Source organism: Acinetobacter sp. T_3_1 (genome assembly GCF_025377055.1).
Classification (GTDB): Bacteria; Pseudomonadota; Gammaproteobacteria; order Pseudomonadales; family Moraxellaceae; genus Acinetobacter; species Acinetobacter kookii.
The window spans coordinates 331,025-356,908 of sequence record NZ_JACHVD010000002.1 but is presented as its reverse complement, the minus strand read 5'-3'; the positions used below and the strand labels follow the sequence as shown (position 1 = coordinate 356,908).

At 44.4% G+C, this 25,884-nt stretch carries 25 protein-coding genes; 16 read left to right on the top strand and 9 right to left on the bottom strand.

The features are described from left to right. Positions 1–3: 3 nt before the first annotated feature. From benC to H4I94_RS04260, 6 genes are all read right to left on the bottom strand, one after another. Positions 4–1,020, bottom strand: coding sequence for a benzoate 1,2-dioxygenase electron transfer component BenC (gene benC / locus H4I94_RS04285; protein WP_261181678.1), 1,017 nt, complete (start codon positions 1,018–1,020; stop codon positions 4–6). Positions 1,021–1,109: 89 nt separating this feature from the next. Next, positions 1,110–1,601: a benzoate 1,2-dioxygenase small subunit gene (gene benB / locus H4I94_RS04280; protein WP_092819601.1), complete on the bottom strand. Its 492-nt coding sequence runs from the start codon at positions 1,599–1,601 to the stop codon at positions 1,110–1,112. After that, the gene (gene benA, locus H4I94_RS04275) at positions 1,598–2,986 is read right to left on the bottom strand and encodes a benzoate 1,2-dioxygenase large subunit (RefSeq protein ID WP_131273826.1); all 1,389 of its coding nucleotides are present in this window, start codon (positions 2,984–2,986) and stop codon (positions 1,598–1,600) included. Before benA ends, benB begins: the two co-directional genes overlap by 4 nt. 81 nt (positions 2,987–3,067) lie before the next feature. After that, positions 3,068–3,988 carry a catechol 1,2-dioxygenase gene (gene catA / locus H4I94_RS04270; protein WP_092819599.1) on the bottom strand — a complete coding sequence of 307 codons (921 nt, stop codon included), beginning with the start codon at positions 3,986–3,988 and terminating at the stop codon, positions 3,068–3,070. A 143-nt stretch (positions 3,989–4,131) separates the two neighbouring features. Beyond that, entirely contained in the window at positions 4,132–4,422 is a 291-nt protein-coding gene (gene catC / locus H4I94_RS04265; protein ID WP_086175661.1) for a muconolactone Delta-isomerase, read from the bottom strand. Between the two features lie 21 nt (positions 4,423–4,443). Further along, a complete protein-coding gene (locus H4I94_RS04260; RefSeq protein ID WP_261181656.1) occupies positions 4,444–5,553 on the bottom strand; it encodes a muconate/chloromuconate family cycloisomerase in 1,110 nt (369 codons plus the stop codon). A 115-nt stretch (positions 5,554–5,668) separates the two neighbouring features. Between H4I94_RS04260 and H4I94_RS04255 the strand changes: the two genes are divergently transcribed. The 7 genes from H4I94_RS04255 (at position 5,669) to H4I94_RS04225 (ending at position 14,854) form a co-directional block, all read left to right on the top strand. Continuing rightward, complete coding sequence (locus H4I94_RS04255; RefSeq protein WP_261181650.1) at positions 5,669–6,583, top strand: LysR family transcriptional regulator; 915 nt, start codon at positions 5,669–5,671, stop codon at positions 6,581–6,583. Positions 6,584–6,886: 303 nt separating this feature from the next. Then, a complete protein-coding gene (locus H4I94_RS04250; protein ID WP_261181648.1) occupies positions 6,887–8,257 on the top strand; it encodes an aromatic acid/H+ symport family MFS transporter in 1,371 nt (456 codons plus the stop codon). A 168-nt stretch (positions 8,258–8,425) separates the two neighbouring features. Next, on the top strand, positions 8,426–9,694 hold the full coding sequence (locus tag H4I94_RS04245; RefSeq protein ID WP_409976741.1) for a DcaP family trimeric outer membrane transporter: 1,269 nt from the start codon (positions 8,426–8,428) through the stop codon (positions 9,692–9,694). Between the two features lie 693 nt (positions 9,695–10,387). Further along, on the top strand, positions 10,388–11,614 hold the full coding sequence (locus tag H4I94_RS04240) for an efflux RND transporter periplasmic adaptor subunit (protein WP_261181631.1): 1,227 nt from the start codon (positions 10,388–10,390) through the stop codon (positions 11,612–11,614). Then, complete coding sequence (locus H4I94_RS04235; protein ID WP_261181620.1) at positions 11,611–12,834, top strand: ABC transporter permease; 1,224 nt, start codon at positions 11,611–11,613, stop codon at positions 12,832–12,834. The genes H4I94_RS04240 and H4I94_RS04235 overlap by 4 nt, the downstream gene beginning before the upstream one ends. After that, positions 12,827–13,558, top strand: a complete 732-nt coding sequence (locus H4I94_RS04230) for an ABC transporter ATP-binding protein (protein WP_261181613.1) — start codon at positions 12,827–12,829, stop codon at positions 13,556–13,558. The genes H4I94_RS04235 and H4I94_RS04230 overlap by 8 nt, the downstream gene beginning before the upstream one ends. Positions 13,559–13,648: 90 nt before the next feature. Further along, complete coding sequence (locus H4I94_RS04225; protein ID WP_261181611.1) at positions 13,649–14,854, top strand: IS256 family transposase; 1,206 nt, start codon at positions 13,649–13,651, stop codon at positions 14,852–14,854. 70 nt (positions 14,855–14,924) lie between these two features. Here H4I94_RS04225 and H4I94_RS04220 read toward each other — a convergent pair whose 3' ends face one another. Then, positions 14,925–15,110: a hypothetical protein gene (locus H4I94_RS04220; RefSeq protein ID WP_092819592.1), complete on the bottom strand. Its 186-nt coding sequence runs from the start codon at positions 15,108–15,110 to the stop codon at positions 14,925–14,927. A gap of 754 nt (positions 15,111–15,864) precedes the next feature. Here H4I94_RS04220 and H4I94_RS04215 point away from each other — a divergent pair. The 9 genes from H4I94_RS04215 (at position 15,865) to ribA (ending at position 25,252) form a co-directional block, all read left to right on the top strand. Next, positions 15,865–16,863 carry a DUF1852 domain-containing protein gene (locus H4I94_RS04215; protein ID WP_261181604.1) on the top strand — a complete coding sequence of 333 codons (999 nt, stop codon included), beginning with the start codon at positions 15,865–15,867 and terminating at the stop codon, positions 16,861–16,863. A 42-nt stretch (positions 16,864–16,905) separates the two neighbouring features. After that, the gene (locus tag H4I94_RS04210) at positions 16,906–17,949 is read left to right on the top strand and encodes a methionine synthase (protein ID WP_261181593.1); all 1,044 of its coding nucleotides are present in this window, start codon (positions 16,906–16,908) and stop codon (positions 17,947–17,949) included. A 126-nt stretch (positions 17,950–18,075) separates the two neighbouring features. Continuing rightward, a complete protein-coding gene (locus H4I94_RS04205; RefSeq protein ID WP_261181586.1) occupies positions 18,076–18,570 on the top strand; it encodes a flavin reductase in 495 nt (164 codons plus the stop codon). A 41-nt stretch (positions 18,571–18,611) separates the two neighbouring features. Next, positions 18,612–19,412 carry a sulfite exporter TauE/SafE family protein gene (locus H4I94_RS04200; protein WP_092819588.1) on the top strand — a complete coding sequence of 267 codons (801 nt, stop codon included), beginning with the start codon at positions 18,612–18,614 and terminating at the stop codon, positions 19,410–19,412. A gap of 678 nt (positions 19,413–20,090) precedes the next feature. Further along, positions 20,091–20,825, top strand: a complete 735-nt coding sequence (locus H4I94_RS04195; RefSeq protein ID WP_261181577.1) for a thermostable hemolysin — start codon at positions 20,091–20,093, stop codon at positions 20,823–20,825. A gap of 30 nt (positions 20,826–20,855) precedes the next feature. Next, positions 20,856–22,367, top strand: a complete 1,512-nt coding sequence (locus tag H4I94_RS04190) for an AMP-binding protein (RefSeq protein WP_261181575.1) — start codon at positions 20,856–20,858, stop codon at positions 22,365–22,367. 67 nt (positions 22,368–22,434) lie between these two features. Continuing rightward, positions 22,435–23,289, top strand: coding sequence for a TauD/TfdA family dioxygenase (locus tag H4I94_RS04185; RefSeq protein ID WP_261181568.1), 855 nt, complete (start codon positions 22,435–22,437; stop codon positions 23,287–23,289). A 48-nt stretch (positions 23,290–23,337) separates the two neighbouring features. Next, positions 23,338–24,147, top strand: coding sequence for an SDR family oxidoreductase (locus H4I94_RS04180; protein ID WP_261181567.1), 810 nt, complete (start codon positions 23,338–23,340; stop codon positions 24,145–24,147). Positions 24,148–24,649: 502 nt separating this feature from the next. Further along, the gene (gene ribA, locus H4I94_RS04175) at positions 24,650–25,252 is read left to right on the top strand and encodes a GTP cyclohydrolase II (RefSeq protein ID WP_261181566.1); all 603 of its coding nucleotides are present in this window, start codon (positions 24,650–24,652) and stop codon (positions 25,250–25,252) included. Between the two features lie 122 nt (positions 25,253–25,374). Here the strand turns inward: ribA and H4I94_RS04170 are convergent, their stop codons facing one another. Beyond that, positions 25,375–25,698 (bottom strand): hypothetical protein, encoded by a 324-nt coding sequence (locus H4I94_RS04170; protein WP_252152004.1) that lies wholly within the window; start codon positions 25,696–25,698, stop codon positions 25,375–25,377. Next, positions 25,680–25,853: a hypothetical protein gene (locus tag H4I94_RS04165; RefSeq protein WP_261181565.1), complete on the bottom strand. Its 174-nt coding sequence runs from the start codon at positions 25,851–25,853 to the stop codon at positions 25,680–25,682. The genes H4I94_RS04170 and H4I94_RS04165 overlap by 19 nt, the downstream gene beginning before the upstream one ends. Between the last annotated feature and the right edge of the window lie 31 nt (positions 25,854–25,884).

Genomic DNA, 25,884 nt, shown 5'->3' with positions numbered 1-25,884 from the left:
GAATTAATTTGCAGAGAATTTTTCAAACAGGAAGCTTGCAGGTTTAACACCCTCTGCTTCTAACCAGCCGCGCACCGCTTCCACCATAAGTACTGGACCACATAAGTAGATGTCTACGTCACCACCATTGAGCCATTCATTTTCGATGTGACCTGTCACATAACCTTTACGCTCATGTGCAGATTCCGGGTTAGCCACAACAGTGCGATACTCGAACCACGGGAATTTTTCTTGCAATTCGTTCAGCTTTTCAATAGCCACCAGATCGAAGTCATTGGTCACACCAAATACCAGACGTACAGGCTGCTCTGAACCTTTTTCTTCCAGTACTTGCAGCATAGACATAAACGGTGCGATACCAGTACCGCCTGCCAGCATCAAGACAGGGCGAGCCACAGGACGCAGGTAGAAGCTGCCAAATGGACCGGTAAAGGTTATTTTGTCACCAGCTTTGGCATTGGCACTCAAGAATTCGCTCATTTTACCGTTTGGCACGTTACGTACCACAAAGCTGGTTAAGCGGTTACCCGGTTTAGAGCTGAATGAATAAGAACGGGTTTCAGTTGTACCTGGAATGCCGACATTGACATATTGACCTGCCAGGAAGTGAATGTCCGGTTGACCTTCATCAAGCTGAATGTCAAAAGTAATGGTCGAGTCAGACAGGTTTTCGACGCGAGCCAAAGTACCCTGGAATTCATGAATTTCAGTTTTACATACTTCAGAAGAAGCTTGAATCTGGAATACGGCGTCTGAAGTCGGTTTACATTGACATGCAAGAATGTAGCCTTCAGCTGCTTCTTCAGGAGTCAGTGCATCTTCAATATAAGTTTCTTCAGGCATGTCATACGAACCTGATTCACAAAACGCACGGCACGTTCCACATGCACCGTCACGGCAGTCCAAAGGAATATTGATCTTTTGACGGTAAGCTGCATCTGACAGGGTTTCACCTTGTGCAACAGAAATAAAACGTGTAACGCCATCTTCAAATTGAAGTGCAACATTGTGGTTTGACATGGCTGAATATCCTATATAAATCTTTAAAACTAGACCTTTCAGCCAAATTTCCATATGGCTGAAAGGTTTTACCTTGCTGTAGAACAGTCTTAGAGGTGATAAATATCAATGACTTGGTTGATATAATCGTTTTTCAGCACCACGTACTTGCTTAAAATTTGTGGTTTGTCGCCAGAAAAATCGATCACATAACGTGACATACCGAAGTAGCTGTAGTTGGTTTTGTAACGGAAACTCAAGGTGTTCCAGTTAAAACGAACCGTTACTTTGTCACCATCACGCTCAACAATTTCAATGTTGTTGATGTTGTGGCTGGTACGGGTATCTGGCATGGTTGCAGACGAGCGTTCAGTCTTGATACGGAACACGCGGTCCTCCAAACCTTGACGGTCCGGGTAATAAATCAAAGAGATTTCAGACTGCGGATCTGTGGTCAGTTTGTCGTCATCATCCCAAGCCGGCATCCAGAAAGAGGCGGTAGGGGCATAGCACTGTAACCAGTCATCCCATTGCTCATCATCTAGAAAGCGAGCTTCCTGATAAAGGAATTGAGCAATATTTTCTAAAGTGATGTCGCTCATGCGTTTTCTCCTTCAGTAGATGCCGCAATTTCTTTCTCAGTCGCAATGCCTTTCTTGATCAGTTCTAACCAGTACTGGTGCTGAGCCAGGTATAAACCTTCGTCTTCCGTTTTAATACCAGACAGTTTTGGTTTTAAACCGATTTCGTTGGCAGCATCATCCGGACCTTGGATCCAGTGTTTAGAACCACGGCACATGTCGTTCCATTCAAGCGCGATACCTGCGTAACCCGCCTGACAGGCACGGAATTCTTCCAGGTCGTCTGGAGTAGCCATACCTGAAGCATTAAAGAAGTCTTCGTACTGGCGGATACGGCGTGCGCGAGCTTCTGGCTCTTCACCTTTAGGCGCGATACAGTAAATGGTCACTTCAGTCTTATCGACAGAAAGTGGACGCAATACGCGAATTTGTGAACCGAACTGGTCCATGAAATATACGTTTGGATAGAGGCACAGGTTACGTGAACGTTCGATCATCCATTTCGCCATAGCTTCACCGTATTGCTCGGTGTATTCATCTTTCTTGGCAAAGTTTGGACGGTCTTCCGGGTTGGCCCATTGTGTCCATAGCAACATGTGACCGTGTTCAAAGCCGTAAGAACCGCCACCTTGTTTGCCCCATGAACCTGCGCTCATGGCACGGATGTTGTCACCGGCTTCTTTCTCTTTACGTTGCTGAGTTGTTGCAGCGTAGTTCCAGTGTACGGCAGACACGTGGTAACCATCGGCACCGTTTTCGGCAGTCAACTTCCAGTTACCTTCATAGGTATAAGTCGAAGAACCGCGTAAAACTTCCAGCCCTTGCTCTGACTGGCCTACAATCATGTCGATGATTTTGGTCGCTTCGCCCAGGTATTCTTCCAGTGAAGGAACGTCCGGATTCAAGCTGCCGAACAGGAAGCCTTTATAGCTTTCAAAACGCGCAACTTTTTTCAGGTCGTGTGAACCGTCTTTGTTGAAGCAGTCTGAATAACCTGCTTCGCTTGGATCTTTCACTTTTAACAACTTGCCAGAGTTGTTGAATGTCCAGCCGTGGAATGGGCAGGTATAAGTCGCTTTGTTTCCTTTCTTGTTACGGCACAATTGTGCGCCACGGTGAGAACAGGCATTAATCATGGCATTCAGTTCGCCATTACGGTTACGCGCAATGATGATTGGCTGACGGCCAATATAAGTGGTATAGAAATCGTTGTTGTTTGGAATCTGGCTTTCATGGGCCAGATAAACCCAGTTGCCTTCAAAGATGTATTTCATCTCCAGGTCAAACAGGGCTTGATCTGTAAATACAGAACGGTGAAGCTTAAATTCGCCACTTTCAAAATCGTCAACTAAAAGTTCATCAATACGATCAAGATGGCTGGTGTTAATTACTGGGATACGAGGCATGTCCGTTCTCCGACTGTCCAACTTTGGGCAAGTCACCGAGATGTCATGAAACTGACATCTCGATTTCCTATCATAAGGTCATTAAGCGCTTGCGCGACGACGTTCAACTTCAGTAGAAGGAGCACCAGCTTTGTCTTTCTGAAGTACTACATCGAACTGGATGTGTTTGAAAGGACCTTTCAGGCCACGACGTGCGATTTCAGCTTCATCAGTTACGTCCACAGCAGTTGCAACCAGACCTTCACGTGTACCGAATGCGAAGTCATCCCAAAGGTACTTGTCGCCTTCGATGTTGAACTGGGTGGTTAGCTTACGGTAGCCCGGTGCAGAGATGAAATAGTGCACGTGAGCAGGGCGCTGACCATGACGGGAGATCATGTTAAGCACACCTTGAAGCGGACCTTCAGGATTCAGGCCATAACCTACCGGCATGGTAGTAAGGGCAGTGTATTGGCCTTTTTCATCTGCAAAGATTGAGCGACGCAGGTTAAAGTGGCTTTGTGATTTGTCAAAGAATGAATAGTTACCGTGACTGTTGGCATGCCAAACTTCAACTTTAGCACCAGGAATGATGTTGCCTTCTGTATCAGTTACAGTACCGTCGATGATTAATGTCGGGATTTTGCCTTCTTCAGAACCATCATCCATACGGGCAAAACCTGTAGACTCAGGTGCACCAGCAACATACAAAGGACCTTCAATTGTACGTGGCGTACCACCCGTTAAGCCTGCTTTCGCATCAGCTTCATCAGCACGCAGGTCAAGGAAGTGTTCCAGACCGACTGCAGATCCCATCAATGCAAACTCATCAGCTTTTGCGATATCAATAATGGTTTCAATACCTTTCCAAACTTCAGACTGGCTGAGATCCAGGTCTTCAATCGCTTGGAACAAATCTGTAACCAAACGCACCAGTACCTGTTGTACACGTGCATTTACTGGACCTTCAGAAGTGTCTACGTTACAAGCTTTAACTACATTTTCAATGGTTTGACGATCCATTTTGTTACTCCTTGGAAGTATGTTTTTGGGTGGCTCATTTCTCAATATTTGTTGTGAGAGTACTGGCTGCCCCATTCCTTGTTTGAATTACGTTTTGCTTTACAGAAAAGGAATAAATTTACCTTCCTTTTCCAGTTTATTGATCAGCTGTCATCGTCACGAACTGAAGAGGGGTGACGATTTAAAGCCATCACTTCGATATTCATGTATGGATAAAGTGGAAGACCCTGCAAAATGTTGTGCAGTTCTTCATTACTCTCCACATCAAAAATACTGATGTTGGAATACTGACCAGTGATGCGCCAGATATGTCGCCATTTACCCTGGCGCTGTAAATCTTGTGAATAAGCCTTTTCAACTGCTTTAATTTCATTGGCTTTTTCCGCTGGCATATCCAGTGGAATGTTCACGTCCATACGTACCTGAAAAAGCATGTGAAACTCCTTTCTCTTCAATTAGTGACGACGTAAGTTATCAATCTTGTCTTCATCCAGCTCGATACCCAAACCAGCACCTTTAGGAAGGGCAAGCTGAAAATTCTGATATTGAAGCGGGGTCTTTAAAATTTGTTCAGTAAGTAGCAGAGGGCCAAACAGCTCTGTGCCATACGCCAGGTTTTCAAAAGTCGAGAACACGTGTGCAGATGCAATCGTGCCCACAGGACCTTCCAGCATGGTGCCGCCATACAGGTCAATTCCAGCCAATTGGGCAATTTTGCCCACCACGCAGCCTTCCATCAGTCCACCAGACTGCGCAACTTTGACGGCAAATACCGATGCCGCGTTGCACTTGGCAAGCTGGTATGCACTTTGTGGTCCCATCAGCGATTCATCGGCCATAATGGCAATGTCAAATTTACGGGTCAGACGCTGCATGGCATCAATGTTGTCAATTGCACAAGGTTGCTCAATCAGGTCAACACCGCCATCCTGCAACAGCTGAATGCCTTTAACCGCTTGTAGCTCTGACCAGGCACGGTTCACATCTACACGAATAGAAATGTCTTTGCCTAGCGCCTTTTTAATGGCCAGTACATGTTCAACATCGGCTTCGACCGCACGTGAACCGATTTTTAACTTGAAAATGTTATGGCGTTTGGCCTCAATCATTTTCTTCGCTTCAGCAATATCTTTATCGGTATCGCCAGAAGCCAATACCCAAAGTACCGGCACGCTGTCACGTAAACGACCGCCCAGCAGTTCACTTACTGGAATACCGAGACGCTGTGCCTGAATATCCAGTAAAGCTGTTTGAATGGCACATTTGGCAAAACGGTTGCCATTGATATGCTTTTTTAAAGTCTGTACAGTTTGCGCAACATTTAGCCCTGTTAAACTTTTTAATAGAGGCGCAAAATAAGTGTCGATATTGGTTTTGATGCTCTCCGGGCTTTCGTCACCGTAGCCTAGTCCACCAATGGTTGTTGCTTCGCCCCAACCCACAAAACCATCTTCTGTGCTGATTTTGACCAGTACCAGTGTTTGGGTCTGCATCGTCGCCACCGCCATCTTGTGTGGGCGAATGGTAGGAATTTCGACAAGCAACGTTTCTATGGATTTATACATCTTTGATCTTCTCAATCTTGCTTTGTGTATCTCTTGTGATATACCTTAAAAGAATAGATACTCACTGTCTAAGATCAATTTTGCATTTTAGTATGCTTTAAAGGTATGGAATATCATGGAACTGAGACATTTACGCTACTTTGTAGCCGTCGTAGAAGAGCAGAGTTTCACCAAGGCGGCGGAAAAACTGTTTATTGCTCAACCACCTTTAAGCCGGCAGATACAGAACCTTGAATCAGAGCTGGGAATCCAGCTTTTTGAGCGGGGTAGCCGACCATTATTAACCACTGAAGCCGGGCAATTCTTTTATCAGCATGCGGTTAAACTTTTGTCTAATGCAGAAGAAATTAAAGCCATGACCCAGCGGGTAGGAATGGTAGAAAAGACCATTACCATGGGTTTTGTGGGTTCTTTGCTCTATGGCTTATTACCCAAAATTGTCTATCTATTCCGCCAGCAGCAGCCGCATTTAAAAATCGAACTGATTGAAATGAGCACCAAAGACCAGATTCAGGCCTTGAAAGAAGGGCGGATTGATGTCGGTTTTGGTCGTCTCAGAATTTCCGACCCGGCGGTTCGGCGCATCCTGTTGCGTGAAGAGCCGCTGATGGTCGCCATGCATTCCAGCCATCCACTTGTACAACATAAAAAGGGAATTTTCCTGACAGATATTGTTGACGAAAACCTGTTTCTGTATCCGAGCCATCCCAAACCGAATTTTTCTACCCAGGTCAGATCGCTGTTTTCAGAATATAGCCTGGACCCGAAAAACTTGAAGGAAGTGCGTGAAATCCAGCTGGCTCTGGGGCTGGTGGCTGCCGGGGAAGGGATTTGTATTGTCCCGGAAAGCGCCAAAACCATTCAGTTACCGCATTTGCATTATATTCCCTTACTAGATGATGCCGCGGTCAGTCCCATCTTTCTGGCGATTCGCAGCATGGATGAAAGCGAACATATCCGTTCGCTGTTTGACTGTATTTATCAGGTTTATGACCTGGAAGCGATTGCTTATGACCGCAGTGTAATCTGAACCTCGGCTGTCATTCATCGTAAATTCGGGCTGGATTAACTCAAAATTTTCAGCGGTATCCAATTATGCAGACGCATCCTCAAGGGGGTGAGGGTTCTGTATTTTTTTAAAAAAAAGAATGACTAAAGCAGCACTCAGGCTGAATTAGACCTTGTGAAGATATCTTTAAAGTATTGCACCCACTCCAAACAATGGGCATTCAACTTTTAAGGTATGAATATATATGCAATCGGTTTTGGACATTTTTTCGCATTTTCTGCATTGTGATGGCACAAACAGGACTTCACAGAAAGGAGGTGAAGCATGTCCAATAAGATAAATATCAATACACTCATTGATGAAGCAAAATTTACACCATTTCATTGGGGCGTCTTATTCTGGTGCCTGATGATCATTATCTTTGACGGTTATGATCTGGTGATTTATGGCGTGGCGCTACCCTTGCTCATGCAGGAATGGGCGCTCAATACCGTACAGGCGGGTTTACTGGCCAGTACCGCATTGTTTGGCATGATGTTCGGTGCCATGAGTTTCGGAACCCTGTCCGATAAAATTGGCCGTAAAAAAACCATTATGATCTGTGTAACACTGTTCAGTGGCTTTACCTTTTTAGGTGCTTTTGCCAGCAACCCGACTGAGTTCGGTATTCTGCGCTTCCTGGCCGGTTTGGGAATTGGCGGCGTGATGCCAAACGTGGTCGCCCTCATGACCGAATATGCACCAAAACGTATCCGCAGCACGCTGGTTGCCCTGATGTTTAGTGGTTATGCGATTGGTGGAATGTCCTCTGCATTATTGGGTGCATGGTTGGTACCGCAGTTTGGCTGGAAAATCATGTTCCTTCTTGCCGGTACGCCATTATTACTTTTGCCGGTAATCTGGATGTTCCTGCCTGAATCGTTGATGTATTTAACTGCGAAAAATGAGACTGCAAAATCGCATGGCATTATCCAGAAAATCGCACCTCAACTCAGCATTCAACAGGGTACGCAATTTGTTCTGAATGACGTGTTAAAAGGCGACGAAGCTCCACTTAAAGCATTATTCCAGCAAGGCCGTAGTTTCAGTACCTTCATGTTCTGGATCGCATTCTTCATGTGCCTGTTGATGGTGTATGCCCTAGGCAGCTGGTTACCAAAACTCATGATCCAGGCCGGCTATTCACTCGGTGCCAGTATGATCTTCCTGTTTGCCCTCAATATTGGCGGCATGATTGGCGCGATTGGTGGCGGTGCCTTGGCAGATCGCTTCCACATTAAAAAAGTACTGACCATTATGTTTTTATGTGGTGCAGCAGCGTTAATTTTACTCGGATTTAACAGCCCGCAGTTTGTGCTCTACAGCTTGATTGCTGTGGCAGGTGCAGCGACCATTGGTTCCCAGATTTTACTGTATACCTTTGTAGCACAGTATTATCCAACCACAGTACGTTCAACCGGTATGGGATGGGCGTCAGGTATCGGTCGTATCGGTGCAATCGTTGGACCGGTATTGACAGGTGCATTATTAACCATGAATTTACCGCACCAAATGAACTTCTTTGCTATTGCGATTCCCGGTGTAATTGCAGCGTTAGCAATCTTCATGGTGAACCTGAAAGCTTCTGTAGATGCGAAAGCGCTTACAGCGTCTAATGTGAACAACAATTCAGTTGCACAAAAATCAACTCAATAATTTATTTACCTTTTCATTAACTTACTGTCATCAATGATATAGATTGCCATCGTAAGCGATGGTGATCTGTTGCTAGAATTTGATTGCAAAATAACAAGCGAGTTTAGGATGAACGCGAAAACTTTAACCCCAACAACTGATTTACAAACAACAACGGTTCGACCGAATATGCAGCGTACGCTCATGATGAGCATGATTGCATTAAGCATGGGCGGTATGAGTGTGGCAGCGCAAGCACAAACCAAGCAGCAAAATGAAATTGAACAACTTAGACAGGAAGTTCAGGCTTTGCGCAGTTTGGTTGAGCAACAAAAAGTACAAAATGCACAAACCGCGACTGCAATTGCTAACGTACAACGTACTGCAGCAACTGTGCCAGCAAACCCTGTATTGAAAACTGCCAAAGGCGCCGAGTTTAATTTATACGGTAATGTGCGTTTAGATGCCTCTTATCAGGTAGAAGGCGGCGCTAAAGATATGCCATATAACCAGATTAACAGTGTACCGCTTGAAGGCAATGCAGAACAAAGTGACCGTTTAAGATCGACACTTTCTGCAACACGTTTAGGTTTAGATTTCAAAAGCCCGGTGGGTGATCAAGACGTCAAAGGTAAAATCGAAGTGGATTTCCTGGGTGGCGCTAACCTCGATAACTTACGTATTCGTCATGCCTACTTAAATTATGGCAACTGGTTAATGGGTCAAACATGGTCAAACTTTGCCATTCCAGATTATATGCCAGAAACGATTGATGCTTTAGCGTTTGTCGGTGGTGCTGTAAAACGTACACCGCAAGTTCGTTATACTGCCAAATTTAATCCAAAAACCAATTTAGTCGTGGCTGCCGAAGATCCTAAAGACAGCACAGTGAGCCAGCGTTTACCTGCACTCACTGCACGTTTAAATCACCAGTTTGCAGATAACTTCAATGTCAGTGTACGTGCCATGGGCCATGAAAAACGGATCAATTCTGAAGAAGAAATGGCATGGGGCGTAGGTGCGGGTGCCAAGTATGATGTGCTGCCAGGAACAACCCTAAAAGCCGATTACTATCATGTGAAAGGGGACAGCAGCTTTGTATCATTTACCAATACTGGTGTAATTGCTCGGACAGATGGTAGTCTGGTTCAAAATGAATTTGACTCAATTATGCTTGGTGTGACTCAAAAATTTGGTGACAAACTCCACGGTACACTAGGCTATGGCTATATGAGTTTTGATGAAGACCAAAACTATATTAATGCGCTCGCAGATAAAACCAAAGCCAACAAAGAGCTTTGGCAAGCATGGGCAAATATTTTCTATAGCCCAACCAAGCCTTTAAGTTTTGGTCTTGAATATGTTTATGGTGAACGTGAGGCATTTGGGGCTGCACCAAATGGCAGTAAAACTGGTGAAGATAATCGTTTAAATGCAGTTGCAATCTACAATTTCTAACAGTCGGTAAATCAAAAAGGCCTTACTATATAATAGCTTATAGTAAGGCCTTTATTTTTGTATTTAATTTTTCCTGAATAAGCATCCATGCCATAACTGGTATGATAAGAAAATCCCATCAATGGTAATAACGGTTTATTTTGAATAGTTCTACCGGTTCGGGTTGATGCAGCCAGGCCAAGCCTTAATAAAATGGCCAACACCCGCAATCTTTAAAACCCAGCCCATCCTCTTCATCTTAAATTGCTGACCGTATTCAAGATCAAGATAAGTAGATGCTTTACCCTGACCGGCTCGCAAGGCAGCTTGAAAGCAATAATTTCACTGTAGGACATCCTACTGTTTTTTTTAGATGTTTTCTCTTTGCAAAAAAAGCATGGACGAAATTTGTCCAGTCTGGAATTTTGATGGTTATTCGGCTTATGATAAATTATTTTATCAATTTAAAAAAGAAGCCAAGAATGCAGGTATAAGCAGAGCAATTTTTCGTTTATTTTATCCGGCTCATTCGGATAATCATTCGAATTAGACAATTTACCATGAACAGACCACGACCAAAGTTTAATAGTTTAAATTCATCAGGCTTTTCAAAAAAATATTATTGTTAATAACAGGTTGAAGCATACAATTCTACAGAGCAACAGTACTTGCTGTTAGATGTACCAAGCTCTTAAGCTGAACTGGAGAGATTCATTGCGCGTTGTTCGCTATAAATTTGTGCTGATTATCCTGCTGCTCATACTTGCAGTAGCTTATGCTCTGTTTCGATGGTGGCAGGGACCGCTATTGCCAGCCTATACCTTGACATACAGGCCGCTGGTGCAAAATGTGGTCGCGACCGGCCGTGTAGCGACCGTATCACGTGCCCAGGTGGGTAGTGAAATTACCGGTATTGTTCTCGAGCGGCTTGTACAGGAAGGGGATCAGGTCGTTCCGGGGGATTTGCTGCTCGTCCTGAAATCGGATGAACTGCTTGCACAGGTACGACAAGCCGAAGTGGCACTGACCGAACTCGCAACCAGTCGGCGTCCCCAGGCAATGGCAGAACTGGCCACTGCCAAAGCCCAGCTTGAACAGGCCAGTCGGGAAGCGGCACGCAGGCGTAATCTAGAAGCAGGCATACTCTCAGCAGAAGAAATAGAACAGGCCGTGGAAGCGGAAAGGGTCGCCCGCAATAATTTTGAAACAGTCCGACTAAAAACGGCAGCATTGGCACCCGGTCAAGTCGAGGAAGCCAAGCTTCGTGAGCAACTTGCTGTGGCCCAGGCCCAACTGGCCAAAACTAAAATTCGCTCTACAGTCACAGGTACGGTACTCACACTGGATGTGGAACCGGGCGATCTGATCCAGCCGGGCCAAACCTTATTTACTATTGCATTGAAGGGCAATACAGAAATTCGGGTGCCTTTAGATGAGCGAAATTTACCGCAACTTGATTTACAGCAAAAGGCTACCGTCATTTCCGATGCCTATCCGGATCAACCTTTTCCGGCCCGGATCAATTTCATTGCACCCAGCATAGACCCGCAGCGTGGTACGGTAGAGGTTCGCTTAGCCGTCGATCCGGTGCCTGATTTTCTGCGTCAGGATATGACGGTGTCGGTAAATGTCGAGACCAACAGGCGAGAACGGGCATTGGCTATACCAAACGATGCTTTAAGCGGTATTAAAGGCAATAAGGCCGTTGTGCTATTGGTACGTGATGAAAAGATACAGCGTCGTCAAGTTACTTTAGGTTTACGTGGGCTGGCGATGTCGGAAGTGGTTTCGGGTTTGCAGGATGGTGATCAGGTGCTGGCCGATGCCGAATCCTCCTTGGCAGAGGGTGCGCGGGTACGCTTAAAACAGCAAAACACACCCTTGAATCATCAGGCTGATGATACAGATAGCAAAAATGAATTACCGGTGAAATTCGATTGAAAAACTTTTTCGGGCGGCTCTGGACAGAATGGACAATCGCAATCAGCTTTTTGCGTGAAGGTCGTGCACAGTCCATCATGATTACTGTGGGTGTCGCAGTGGGGGTGGCTGTCATCATTTTTATCAGTGCTTTAATTCAAGGATTGCAGTCGAATATTGTCGAACGTACTTTGGGTACTCAGGCCCATATCCGTTTGCTGTCACCGGATGAGGTCAACCAGATTGTGCAGCCTGCTGCAGGAACGGTGCAATTATTGCAGGAAGACAAGCGGGCACAGCGGTTGCGCTCGATCAACAACTGGCAGCAGATTACCGAAACCCTGGATCAGTTGCCGGTATTGACCGCCGTATCTCCGGTGGTATCCGGGCCGGCCTTTGTGCAACGCGGCGATGCCATTCAATCAGTTGCCTTGGTGGGCATTAATCTGGAGCGTTATCAACAGATCATTCCGCTGAAAGAATATCTGCTGAGTGGCCAGCTGCGCATCGGTGCAGACGATGTAATGATTGGCAGCCAGCTTGCCAAAGATCTGGGGGTGCAGGTGGGAAGCAAGTTGCGGCTGGATACGGGGCGGGAGAACAGTGCACTGGTCAATGTGGCCGGGATCTTTGAACTTGGGGTACGCGAACTGGATGCGCGCTATGTGTACCTGGACTTGAAACAGGCGCAGTCCTTACTCAGTTTGCCTGGCGGCGTTACCGTGATTGACCTGACCATCGCGGATATTTTTGAGGCAGACAATATTGCTGCACAGATAGGACGCCTGACCTCACTAAAAGCCGAAAGCTGGATTAAAACCAATGCCCAGCTGATGAATGCGATTACCGCTCAGAGCCTGTCGACCAATATGATTATTATCTTTGTGGCAATTTCGGTGGCATTTGGAATTGCCAGCGTCATGTCAGTCAGCGTGGTGCAGCGTACCCGGGAAATCGGTATTTTACGTGCGACGGGCGCGACCCAGTTGCAAATTTTACGAATTTTCCTGTTTCAGGGCGCAATATTTGGCCTGCTGGGTTCGATTTTAGGCAGTGCGGTCAGTTATGGACTGGTGTGGATATTCAACACCTTTGGCCCCGGTCTGTTTTACATTCCGCTTTCGATCAATCTGGTGATACTGGCCTTGTTGCTGGCGACGCTGACTGGCGTACTGGCTGCTGCGATACCCTCGCGCCGGGCAGCAGCACTGGACCCTGTGGAGGCAATTCGTCATGTCTGATCAGTCTCAGGAAGTACTGCGCCTGGAAGCGCTGCGTAAATCCTATAATATTGGCCAGCCCAATGAAGTTGAAGTATTGCATGGAATTGATTTGCGTATTGAACGCAATGATTTTGCTGCGCTGATTGGTCCTTCCGGTTCCGGCAAAAGTACCTTATTGAATATTTTAGGTTTGCTGGATAAACCCAGCAGCGGTGAGCTGTATTTGCTGGGTCAGCCGACCAGTGGCATGGATGATGCGGGACGAACGGCGCTACGCGGCAACAGTATCGGTTTCGTGTTTCAGTTTCACCATCTTATTCAGGCTTTTACGGCCTTAAACAATGTACTCATGCCATTGATGCTGACACATGGCAAGCCGGACAAACAGGCACTGGAGCGGGCGCGTGAACTGCTTGCTGCGGTCGGTTTGGAACAGTTTGCTGACCGTAAACCGAATGAGCTTTCGGGCGGTCAGCAACAGCGGGTGGCGATTGCCCGTGCGCTGATTACGGAACCGGCACTATTATTGGCCGATGAACCGACAGGGAATCTGGATACCCAGACGGCTGCAGACATGTTTCAATTATTCCGTAAAGTACATCGTGAACGGGATTGTGCGGTACTGCTGGTGACGCATGATCCGCGTCTGTCTGCCACCTGTGATCGCACCATCAATCTGGTCGATGGCCGTATTCAAAGTGATTCTAGAGCGCAGGTGATAGAGACAGTATCTGACAGATAGCTATCTATAAGAAGAGGAAGCTTTCATTTGGGTAGTGTTCAAAAATCTGTGTCATTTCAATAAACTGAATCAAACAGGAAATGACACATCATGGCAAACAACTTTGATTTCGAAGCAGCTTTAAAACAATTACAGTCAGGACAACCCCTCACTGGTGAAAACGGTATCCTGACACCACTAATCAAACAGCTGACAGAAGCGGCTTTAAATGCTGAAATTGAAAACTATCTGGAAGAAAATCCTAAACCATCCAATCGCAGGAATGGTTACTCTCGCAAGACCGTAAAATCATCCTCCGGTTCATTTGAACTGGAAACACCTCGTGATCGCACTGGTGATTTTGAGCCTCAACTCGTCAAGAAAAATCAAACCAAACTCTCTGAAGAGATCGACAGTAAAGTCATCTCACTGTTTGCGCTCGGCATGAGCTACCGTGATATTCAAAAACATATTGCCGATATGTATGCACTGGATATTTCCGAGGGTGCCATTACCAATATTACAGACAAGCTAATTCCCCAATTACGTGCCTGGCAACAGAGGCCGCTTGATGCCGTATATCCCTTTGTGTGGCTCGATGCCATCCATTACAAGATCAAGGATGAAGGCCGTTATGTCAACAAAGCCGTTTATACCGTACTGGGATTAAATACCGAAGGCCATAAAGAACTGCTGGGTCTTTACCTATCAGAAAGTGAAGGTGCTAATTATTGGCTCAGCGTACTCACAGATTTGCAGAACCGTGGCATACAAGACATTCTGATCGCCTGCGTTGATGGGCTTAAAGGCTTCCCTGAAGCAATTGCTGCGATATTTCCGCAGACAGAAGTGCAGTTATGTATTATTCACCAAATCCGCAATAGCTTGCGTTATGTGGCCAGTAAGGATCAAAAAGCCTTTATGGCTGATCTGAAGCCTGTTTACCGAGCAGATACCAAGCAGGCAGCTGAAATGGCGCTAGATGAGCTGGAAGCCAAATGGGGGGATAAATACGAGAAAGTCATTCGTTCATGGCGTGAAAAATGGCATTTACTCAGTGCCTATTTCAAATATCCGAAAGCGGTTAGGAAGCCAATTTATACCACCAATGCGGTTGAAGCAGTACATCGCCAATTCAGAAAACTGACCAAAACCAAGGGGGCTTTCCCGAATGAAAATAGCCTGCTGAAATTGCTGTATATTGGCATTCAACAGGCTTCTGAAAAATGGACAATGCCGGTGACAAACTGGGGGCAAACCATCACACAGTTATCGATTTACTTTGAAGGCAGGCTCGATGATATAATTAAACTCTAGCCAATTCGGCTGACACAGAATTTTGAACGCTCTCTTCATTTGTTCCTCAGATGAATCAACTCATTCAAAACTATAGATTCTGATCCTCTTCATCCTGATGCTCCTGACGGATTTGGTCTCGTTTTATCTGTGGGTCTTTGTCTACGCCTAACTGACCACGCTGAATTTCACGATCCTGCTTTTCTTGCGGGTCTAATTCCTCTTCTGGAAACTCTTCATTTACTTCTTCATCTGTTTCTTTATCTGGATTAATCATAAGCATTTACCTTTTTAAATGTTGATAGCCCATGTTTTCAGTTGAGCCTCTGCCTCAATATTCTTGTTATTGTATTGCAGGACTGTGATTACACTGTTGTATTTATAACCTGCTTGATTCTATAAATTGTGGCTTGTGTTAAATGTATGTGCTGGATCTTCTTCATAACCTGTTGAGATAGTCAGTTTTGATGACCAGGTTTATTCAACATAGAGGGTTTGGGTCTCCTTATATCCAGCTGTTTGGATATAATTAGGCAGGATGAATATGTTGATACTTTCTCATCTTAAAATGAGTTAAATTCAATATTGTTGCTTTTATGGACGTGATGCAATAAGTGTTGTCACTTATTTAAACAACAGCATATAAATGCCTTATAGAGAAATTTTTCTGTCCCCTAGAGAATTCAATTGATGGGCTTTCAAGTCAATTTTTTTGAGCGCACATGCGCCCTGTTTTGATAGATATATTTTATTAAGATGTTGTAATTTATAATTTTTTAATTATTTAAACAGACGAATTTTAAATTCTTATTTTCCAGCATTTTATATAGATTGAATTGACTTAAACTATCCAAGATAGAGCAGTCATTTTGCTTCGCTTATTTCTCTTGCCAATACCCTAAAATCTTTAAAGTGAATTTCTCTCAGTTTGTAATTAGATTAAATCATTTTTATTCATGTTTTGATTCCAGTATAAATGACTGCATACAGAAATTTTGATTTTATTGAAAAAATTAGGGCAGTGAATCTCCATGAGTAATAAATTTGCATGTTCAATTAAGCGCATCCGTTTTGACGAGAACTATCAGCCAGCAGACAACACACGTTTAACGACAAACTTTGCCAATTTGGCACGTGGCGAAAGCCGTCAAGAGAATCTTCGCAGAACTTTAGCGATGATCAATAACCGTTTTAACAGTCTGGCCAGCTGTGATAATCCGAAAGGTGACCGATATTCACTTGAAATCGATATCATCTCTGCTGAACTAGACGTTGAAGGCAAAGGGCAAACTTTCCCGTTCATTGAAATGCTGAAAAGTACCATTACCGACCATAAGACCAATGAACGTATTGAAGGCATGATTGGGAACAGCTTCTCATCTTATGTACGTGATTATGATTTCAGTGTGGTATTACCGTCACTCGGCTGTAAAACAGATGAAAAACCTGAAAATTTTGGCGATTTGCACGGTAAATTGTATCAGCATCTCGTCCATTCAGCAGCCTTCAAAGCCGAGTTTAAAAAGCAGCCTGTGATTTGTCTCAGTGTTTCGACCACTAAAACCTATTACCGCACAGCCCATGTGCATCCAGTGTTAGGCGTGGAATACAAAAATGACGAATATTCACGTACCGATGATTATTTTAAAAAAATGGGCTTAACAGTTCGTTACTTCAAACCTGAACATGGCAATGCACCTTTGGCATTTTATTTTGCAGGCGACTTGCTCCGTGACTACACCGATTTTGAGCTCATCAGTGCCATCAGCACCATGGAAAGTTTTCAAAAAATTTATCGTCCTGAAATCTACAACACCAATTCACCGGCAGGTTTGGTGTATCAGCCAAGCTTAAACTATCAGGATTTTTCATTGACGCAAATTGTCTACGACCGTGTTGAGCGTGGTCAATTGGCCGTCAAACAGGGTAAATGGACGGAAGAAAACTTCATCAAGCCTTATAAAGACATTCTGGATGCGTGGGCGGCGAACTTTAGGGTTGCAAACGCAGATCAAGCGCAGGCTGCCTGATTCACAGCATCAATTCACGAATTTAGAGAAAGAAGATTACACATGGCGCTTTTACAACCCAAAACTCTGCTCCCGACCTCAACCGCTGGCAGCTTACCGAAACCTTCCTGGCTGGCTGAACCTGAGAAACTTTGGTCACCCTGGAAACTAGAAGGTGAGGAGTTGCTACAAGCAAAACGGGATGCCTTAAGTCTGTCATTGCATGAGCAACTGCAAACCGGTATTGATATTGTCAGCGATGGTGAACAGACCCGTCAGCACTTCGTCACGACCTTTATTGAACACCTTGAAGGTGTGGACTTTGAAAAGCGGGAAACAGTTCAAATCCGTAAGCGTTACGATGCCAGCGTGCCATCTGTGGTAGGTGCGGTATCTCGCAAACAGCCTGTGTTTGTAGAAGATGCAAAATTTTTACGCAGTCAAACCAACCAAGCTATTAAATGGGCGCTGCCGGGTCCAATGACCATGATTGATACCCTATACGATGGTCATTATAAGAGTCGTGAAAAACTGGCTTGGGAATTTGCCAAAATTCTGAACCAGGAAGCCCTTGAGCTTGAAGCAGCAGGGGTGGACATCATCCAGTTTGATGAACCTGCATTTAACGTTTTCTTTGATGAAGTCAATGATTGGGGGGTAGCGACTTTAGAGCGCGCGCTTGAAGGTCTGAAATGTGAAACTGCAGTACACATTTGCTATGGCTATGGCATTAAAGCCAATACCGACTGGAAAAAAACATTGGGTTCGGAATGGCGGCAATACGAATCAGTTTTCCCGAAATTACAACAGTCTAAAATTGATATCGTATCGCTTGAATGTCAAAACTCACGTGTACCGATGGATTTGATTGAAATGATTCGTGGCAAGAAAGTGATGGTGGGTGCAATTGATGTGGCGACCAATCAGATCGAAACGCCTGAAGAAGTGGCAGATACCTTACGTAAAGCGTTGCAGTTTGTCGATGCCGACAAACTTTACCCTTCAACCAACTGCGGTATGGCGCCACTCTCTCGTCAAGTTGCGCAAGGCAAGCTGAATGCATTAAGTGCAGGTGCCGCTATTGTGCGTCAAGAACTGACAGCTTAATTGCGGGCTGTCTCAAAATAAGGAAAGGGCGCGCTATTTTTCGGTTAAATCATTCAGATCAATCGAATAATCAAGCGCCTTGCCTCCAGCTAGAGATAAGCAAAATTCAAATTTGAGATTTACGAGATGATTGAAGCAACCGATTTTCGAAATGCAATGTCTTTGCTAACCACTGCAGTGAATGTAATCACGACAGAGGGCGTAGCAGGCATGCATGGATTTACTGCATCGGCGGTATGCAGTGTAACCGATACACCACCGACCTTGTTGGTCTGCATGAATCAATCATCTCGCTCACATGCACATTTTATTCAGAATAAAATTCTGTCTGTAAATGTTTTAGGCGCACAGCATGAAAACCTTTCCAATGCATTTGCTTCCAGCAAATTCAGCTCTGAAGAACGATTTAAGCTGGGGTCTTGGACAACGCTGGAAACGGGTTCTCCTGTTCTGAAAGATGCATTAGCGAGTTTTGATTGTGAAATTGAGCAGATTCAACAGATGGGAACGCATAGTATTTTTATCTGCAAAGTGGTGGCGATTCAACAAAGCCAGCAAGAAGAAAGTTTGGTGTACTTTAATCGCGCTTATCACCATGTAGGGCAAGTGGAAATTGTTTAAATTTTTATTGAATATCAAAGTCTTAACTAAGTAATTATATCGTGGAATTAATCATTTTTTTAGTCATCGGCGCCGTGGCTGGATTTGCTGCCGGGCTCTTTGGTGTGGGTGGAGGTACTATCATTGTGCCATTGCTGTATATTGTCTTTAGTCAAATGGACTATAGCCCTGATGTGATTATGCACTTGGCCTTAGGCACTTCATTGGCCACTATTATCGTGACCTCTATCAGCTCTTTAATGGCACATCATAAAAATGATGCCGTGATTTGGCCTGTCTTTAAAAATCTGGCACTGCCAATGGCAATCGGCTGTTTTGCAGGCGCAGGCATTGCAGGCTGGCTCTCAGGTCTACATTTGCAGATCATTGTTGGCATTTTTTTACTTTGGGTTGCTTACAGCATGTTTAAGGGGGCAAAGAAAGCAGTTGATCCCAGTAAAACATTACCATCTACAGGCAAGCAAATTGCTGCGGGTTCAGGCATCGGTGTGGCATCAGCTATCTTTGGGATTGGCGGCGGAAGCATTACCGTGCCGTATTTAACGGCAAATGGCGTAGTGATGCAAAAAGCTGTCGGAACATCTGCGGCATGCGGTTTACCAATTGCGATTGCCGGTGCATTAGGCTTTATGTTCTTTGGCATGCAGCAGCATGTTGAGATTCCAAACACCATTGGCTTTATTCATGTTTATGCTTTTCTGGGTATTAGCATAATGAGTTTCTTTACCGCAAGTTTAGGTGCCAAAGCTGCACATGCATTATCACCCAGCATGCTCAAAAAATGTTTTGCAGGATTGTTATTGATTGTAGGATGTTTTTTTGTTGTTAAGGGATTATTTTGAGATATGGTAGATGTCTGAGAATCAGACATCTTTTAAGTCTGCGACACGCCACTGTGCGTATCCTCGCCTATTGTTTCGGCAGAAATTTGCCATATGAAGCGAATACTTTTTCAGTAAGAATGAAAGGCTGGTCATCTCTGTTTAGCTTGATCTTGGAATTAATGAGAACACGAGAAGACAGGAAGCGCCTTTCTGGAGAGGGCAAGGTATTTTCTAAGCATTTTATTTACATATTCAGGGAGAAATTTTACTAAACAGCAACAAGAATTATGGGGTGTGTCATTTAAAAGGATGTCGTATTTTTTTTCATCCTTCACCTTGGCGTTTACCCATCAAAGATGTCGTTACCTTGTACGTAATTTAGAGTAATTTAAGCTCCGATTGTTGGTTTGCGGATGCCTGATTTTTTACTTAATAAATCAGTAAAAACAAAATGTTAAATGATAAAAATAGGATCATTGAGATTTAAATTACCCGTTTAAAAAAAGATAAGCGCTGATTTCGAGAGGCATAATCAACTTTAATTTGACCCTCATTCATTTTCTCTAGCTCAACTTATTAAGCCTGAAATTGCTTAAAAATACGCCTTCGATAGTGTTAAGTGTTTTTTAAGTTTACAGGCCTAATGTGATCACCAAGCTGTTTATGTGTGGTGAAAAGAGAATGAGGAAATTCAATTTGGATGATCGTTCATTTAGTAAAACCTACTATCTGGATCGCAATATTCATCCATTAAAATTTAAAAAAAACATCAATAATCAAAAACTTTTAGAACAAAAAAATCATCCTGCTTTTCCTGTTGTGGTCTTAAAAAATTCATCACTTCGCCTCATGGTGAAAACCGTGCAACGAAGCGAGATCCCTGAACGAAACATATTGGAAAACTTTATTCGTGAGAAATACCGCCAAGTCCATCAGGCCTCGGTCTGTGAGTTTTCTTCGACCCTGTTTGCCGGTTATGCGGGGGCAGAGATGCAGGTCGTGATCGGCATGGAGCATTTAAGCGCGGTCGATGCTTTTCTTGAACGGTATCTGGATGCGCCGATTGAACAGATACTCACGCAATTAAGTAATGTACCGGTGCAAAGATCGCAGATTGTTGAAATTGGCAATTTGGCAGCTTTGGATATGGAAAAAGCCAAACTGATGGTGGCTTTTCTGGTGTTTCATCTATCGAAAAAAAATATTGATTGGGCTGTGTGTACCGGAACCGCAGCAGTTCGTTATGTATTGCAAAAAATGGGGTTGCAGTTTCATGTCATTGAAAAAGCTGACCCGGAAGTGTTGGGCAAAGCGAAATTTCAATGGGGCAGCTATTACCAGCAGAAACCTTATGTGCTTGCCATTGATGTAGCTGCAGCATTGCAGGTTACTCAGCAGTTTTACATTTTTTCTGAATCAATTGATCAGTAGTTCGTCTTTGTAGATATACGGAATTTTAAAATGATGAGTCATTTGTTTAAGGCCATTTCAGCCTATGCCCAGCAGGATCCGGGACGTGAAGCGATTGTTACTGATAGGGATAGGCTTAACTATGTCGAGCTGAAAAATCAGCTTGAACAGCTTCATGCCGAGTTAATGCAGCTAAAGATTCAACGCCTGGCACTCTGGGGTGTGAATAGTGTGGATTGGATTATCATTGATCTCGCTGCCCAGTTAGCTGGTGTAACTGTAATTCCTATTCCCTTGTTTTTTACTCCAGAACAGGTTCTTCATCTGCTACAAGACAGTCAGGCAGATCTGCTTTGCTTGGCAAGTGAAAAGACAGGGGATACGCCGCAGTGGCTAATGGAGTTAGTTGATGCAATAGGCAAGCATGAGGTTTCTGTATCTGTCGATATGCATGCTCAGTTTTTTCGTTTAGCTCAGTCTCAAACACCGCACCATAGCTTACTTCCTTGCCAATCCCGGCAGCTGGCAAAAATTACCTATACCTCGGGCAGTACTGGAACGCCGAAAGGGGTATGTCTGGCAGAAGACACTATTGAGTCGATTACTCATTCACTGAGTCAGGCACTGGCCAGCAGCCAGCTTGGACGGCATCTGTGCCTGATTCCATTTGCCACTTTACTGGAAAATATTGCCGGCATTTATGTTGCACTAAGCATGGGACGCGCCGTAGTGGTAGGTGAGGTGAGCCAGTTTGGTCTGGTCTCTAATCATATTTTTGATGTACAGCGTTTTGTGAATGCTGTACAGACTTATCAAATTGAAAGTGTGATTTTACTGCCGCAAATGTTGAAAGCTGTTGCGGAATATAGCGCTAAATACGGCAGTACAGGTTTCAGTACGCTGAAATTTATTGCCGTCGGTGGCGGGAAAGTATCTGCTAATTTGCTTCAACAGTGCCAGCAGCTAAAACTCCCGGTCTATGAGGGGTATGGCCTGTCCGAGTGTGCCTCGGTGGTTAGTCTGAATCTGCCGGGTGCACGGCGGATTGGTAGTGTGGGTCGTGTTCTGCCGCATGTCGAGGTTGAGATTGCGGCTAACAGCGAAGTGGTGGTCAAAGGCAATGCCATGCTGGGTTATGTCAATGATTTGGTAGCCACTCCCTATATTCATACCGGCGATGCCGGCTATTTTGATGAAGATGGCTATTTATACATTACCGGGCGCATCAAGCAGATCATTGTCAGCAGTTTTGGACGCAATATTTCCCCGGAATGGGTGGAGTCCAACAGTCTCACCGAACCGGAAATCCAGCAGATTGCCATTTTCGGGGAGGCACAGCCATATCTGTCGGCCGTGATTTATGCCGCCGATTCTACACCCGACCAGCAGCTGGCAGCAGCAATTCAGCGGGCCAACACCCGCATGCCGGATTATGCCCAGATCAAACACTGGTGTCGTGCTCCCGAGCCATTTTCCCTGAGTAACCAAATGCTGACCGATAACGGCAAGCTGCGCAGGCAGCAGATCCAGCTGCATTTTCAGGCTGCTTTAGCACAACATTAACCGAAATTTTTTTGTCCATGCAAATCTAAAATATGGACTTAATATACAAAATTAGAGAGCAAAACCCATGAATATGGCACAACAACAGGTTTTAAGTACTACGCATTCACAGATCAAACAGCGTCTGATAGAACAGGGTTGGGTCTTGTTGAGACATGAACACTATGACGTGACATCTTTTAGTGAACTCATGAATGGTTTATGCCAGCGTCTGACCTATGATCCTGCACGCGAAAACATCACCCGTCAGTCGCAGAAAGTTGATGCCGGCACCCAGGCCATGGGGCTGCATATTGAAAATGGCAGCACCCCGCTACCACCTGACATCATCGCCTTTTTCAGTGAAAAAAGTGCTTCACGCGGTTCACAGACCACCTTATGTGATGGGCATGAAGTCTGGAAAAATCTGCCAGACTCCCTCAAGCAGAAATTTGCCGAGCCGATGACCATCAGCCGTTATTTACCCAAGCCGATCTGGCAGCAGTATGTGGCTACAGCCTTGAATATTGAAAATGCAGAGCAGGTCGGACAGCAGGAACTGGAGCGCTTTATCCAGATGGTTCCTGGACAGCGCATTAGCCCCGCACATGATGAAGGCGTGCAATACCATTTAAGCATGAATATGGTCCGTCATGACAATCTCAAGGGGATTCCGGCCTTTGCCAACACATTGCTGGGACCTTCTTATAATTACGAAAAACCCCGTTTTTATTTTGCTGATGGTTCAGAAATCAGCCCCGATTTACTGGTTGAACTGGCCGAACGCTGTGAAGCCCAGACCTCGGAAATTGACTGGCAGGATGGTGATCTGGTGATTATCGACAACAAACGTTTTATGCACGGCCGACGTGAAATAATGGTGCCACTTGAGGAACGTAAACTGTATATCTGTATGGGGCTGAGTCTCAATCCTGCTTTTTAAAACCAATATGAACTCACATTAAAAACTTAATAAAAAGAGAAATGATCTATGGCTAATTTAACAGCAGTTATTCTAGGCGCAACTGGTGGCATCGGTCAGGCCATTGCCAATATTCTTGGACAAAACGGGCTGAATCTGGTTCTGATCGGTCGCAATGAGCAGGCTTTGCACAAATTGCGCGATAATCTGGCACAGCGCTATCCGCAGTTGCAACTGCAGTTAATCCGCTGTGACCTGGCCGAGCAGCACAGCCGCGACGAGCTGATTCATGCGCTGGCCGCGCTGAATACTCCGATTCACTACTATATCAACAATGCCGGCATTAACGATTTCAGCCTGTTCTCTCAGCAGTCACAAGACACCATGGAACAGATGATGCTGATCAATGTGGTCTATCCATTACAATTGGTCCAAGGCATCATTCCGTTGATGTCGAAAACTCAGCCGAGCCAGATCATTCATATCGGTTCAACCTTTGGCAGCATTGGTTACCCGGGCTATGTCAGCTACTGTGCCAGTAAGTTTGCTCTGCGCGGCGCGACTGAAGCACTGGCACGGGAATACACCAACACTCCGCTCAAATTCCGCTATTTCTCGCCGCGGGCCACCAATACCGAAATGAACAATCCTGATGTGGTTGAAATGAATATCCGGCTGGGTACAAAGATTGATACACCAGAATTTGTAGCACAGGAATTTTATCAATTCCTGCAGAAAGACTGTCAGTCCTATCAGGTCGGCTATCCCGAGAAAATCTTCGTCAAGGTCAATCAAGTCCTGCCAAATATCGTGGCCAATTCTCTTTATAAAGATCTGGATACTATTTGCCAATATGCAGACAAACAAAAAGGGGGATGAGGTTTTAATGCCGTTGGATATGAAGTCTTTATTTCGGCTCTCTTGGTGTACGGTCACAGGCTTGATTTAAAGCCTGCTTAAATTTTGGTTTGGGATTAGACGACTTAATATTCAACTTTGACCAGCTGTGTTGACTGATGAGTGAGGTTAAAGCAGGGACCAAAAGTATGATGCAGTAGGTGTTGGAATATATCAGTTAGACTGATTGCAAAACGCTCCGGACAAAAGTGGACAGGTTATACTCATTGACAGCAGATATGCTGACAGGAGGCAAGCATTCAATCCATGGTTTTTGTGTGCTGGTCTAGAGCGGTTTAAAAATGTGAACAAGATGTTTTTGGGTTTCACATAAAATTCACTTTGAAATCACTATGATCAAACCCGAAATGTAATATTTCGAAGATACGAAAATACTGAATCAATCTTAATTTAGATATGACAAATCTTTTATTTTTGATGAACAGTGTTTTTACTGACTCTTAAAATTTAATTGGATGAATCAGTGGTGATACAATTTGTTTCTAAATCTAAATTACCGACTGCTTTCGGTAATTTTGAGATTATAGCATTTCAAGATCAAACGACGGGTGAAGAACATATTGCTCTTGCTCAAGGATTAGAAACGGTTCCTGTAAAACCTGTATTAGTCAGAATGCATTCTGAGTGTCTCACAGGGGACGCTTTTGGTTCATTAAAATGTGATTGTGGCCCACAATTACATGCAACCATGAAAATGATTAATGATGCAGGGCAAGGGGTAATCTTGTATCTACGTCAGGAAGGTCGGGGCATAGGATTGACCAATAAAATTCGTGCATATGCACTGCAAGATCAAGGTCATGATACGCTTGATGCCAATCTGTTGTTAAACTTACCAGCAGATGCACGGCAGTATGACATGTGTAGTATTATGCTGGATTACCTACAAATTAAAGATGTCCGGTTGATTACAAATAATCCACTTAAAATCAGGGCATTGACCGATTTAGGCATTAATGTGGTTAACCGCGTTCCCTTGACGGTAGGCTTAAATCATTTTAATCAGGCGTATTTAGAAACAAAACAGAAGCGTATGGCGCATCTGTATGAAAACAGTGATTTTTAGCCTAACTTAGGCCTCTCAATTCTTCTTGTCGTCTTGTGCAAATTCGATGAGGATTACATAAATTCTGATTTTGACTGTATTCGAGGAAGCTTTGCCTAGACAAAGCTTTCAGCAACCACAGCTTAGCACTTATATGAATGATTCATCCGTTTATCCCCTTTTGGGTACAAGGTATAGATATAAACAGGGATATCTAGATCTGCTAAGTGTGTATAGATGAGTGGGCGTCCATCTTCCCCATCTAAACTGCCAGCTTCTGTGGCAAGGCGAGGTAATGCCAGACTTTCAATTTTCTCTTGTTCAATTAAATCTTTTAAGTTTTTTAGGCTACGGTTTACATATTCGATAGACGCCTTGCCTGGTTTTAAACCGTTGTCATAAGCTGCTTCTTGTGTCATCAAGTTTACGATACGTTGACCTTCAGCATTCACCCATGTCGATTGCAAATATGGCAGTAGTTACGGAAGTCTTTATACAAGGCCGGCCAGTGCTCACGCAGACTTAAAACAAGACCTGTAGCGAAGTTATCATTGGGGGCAACACCGTAAGCAATCGCATGTGCATCACTGAGTAAAATATCTCCAGATACTTCATAAATCATAGATGTGACTCCTGTTTTAATGGACTGGACT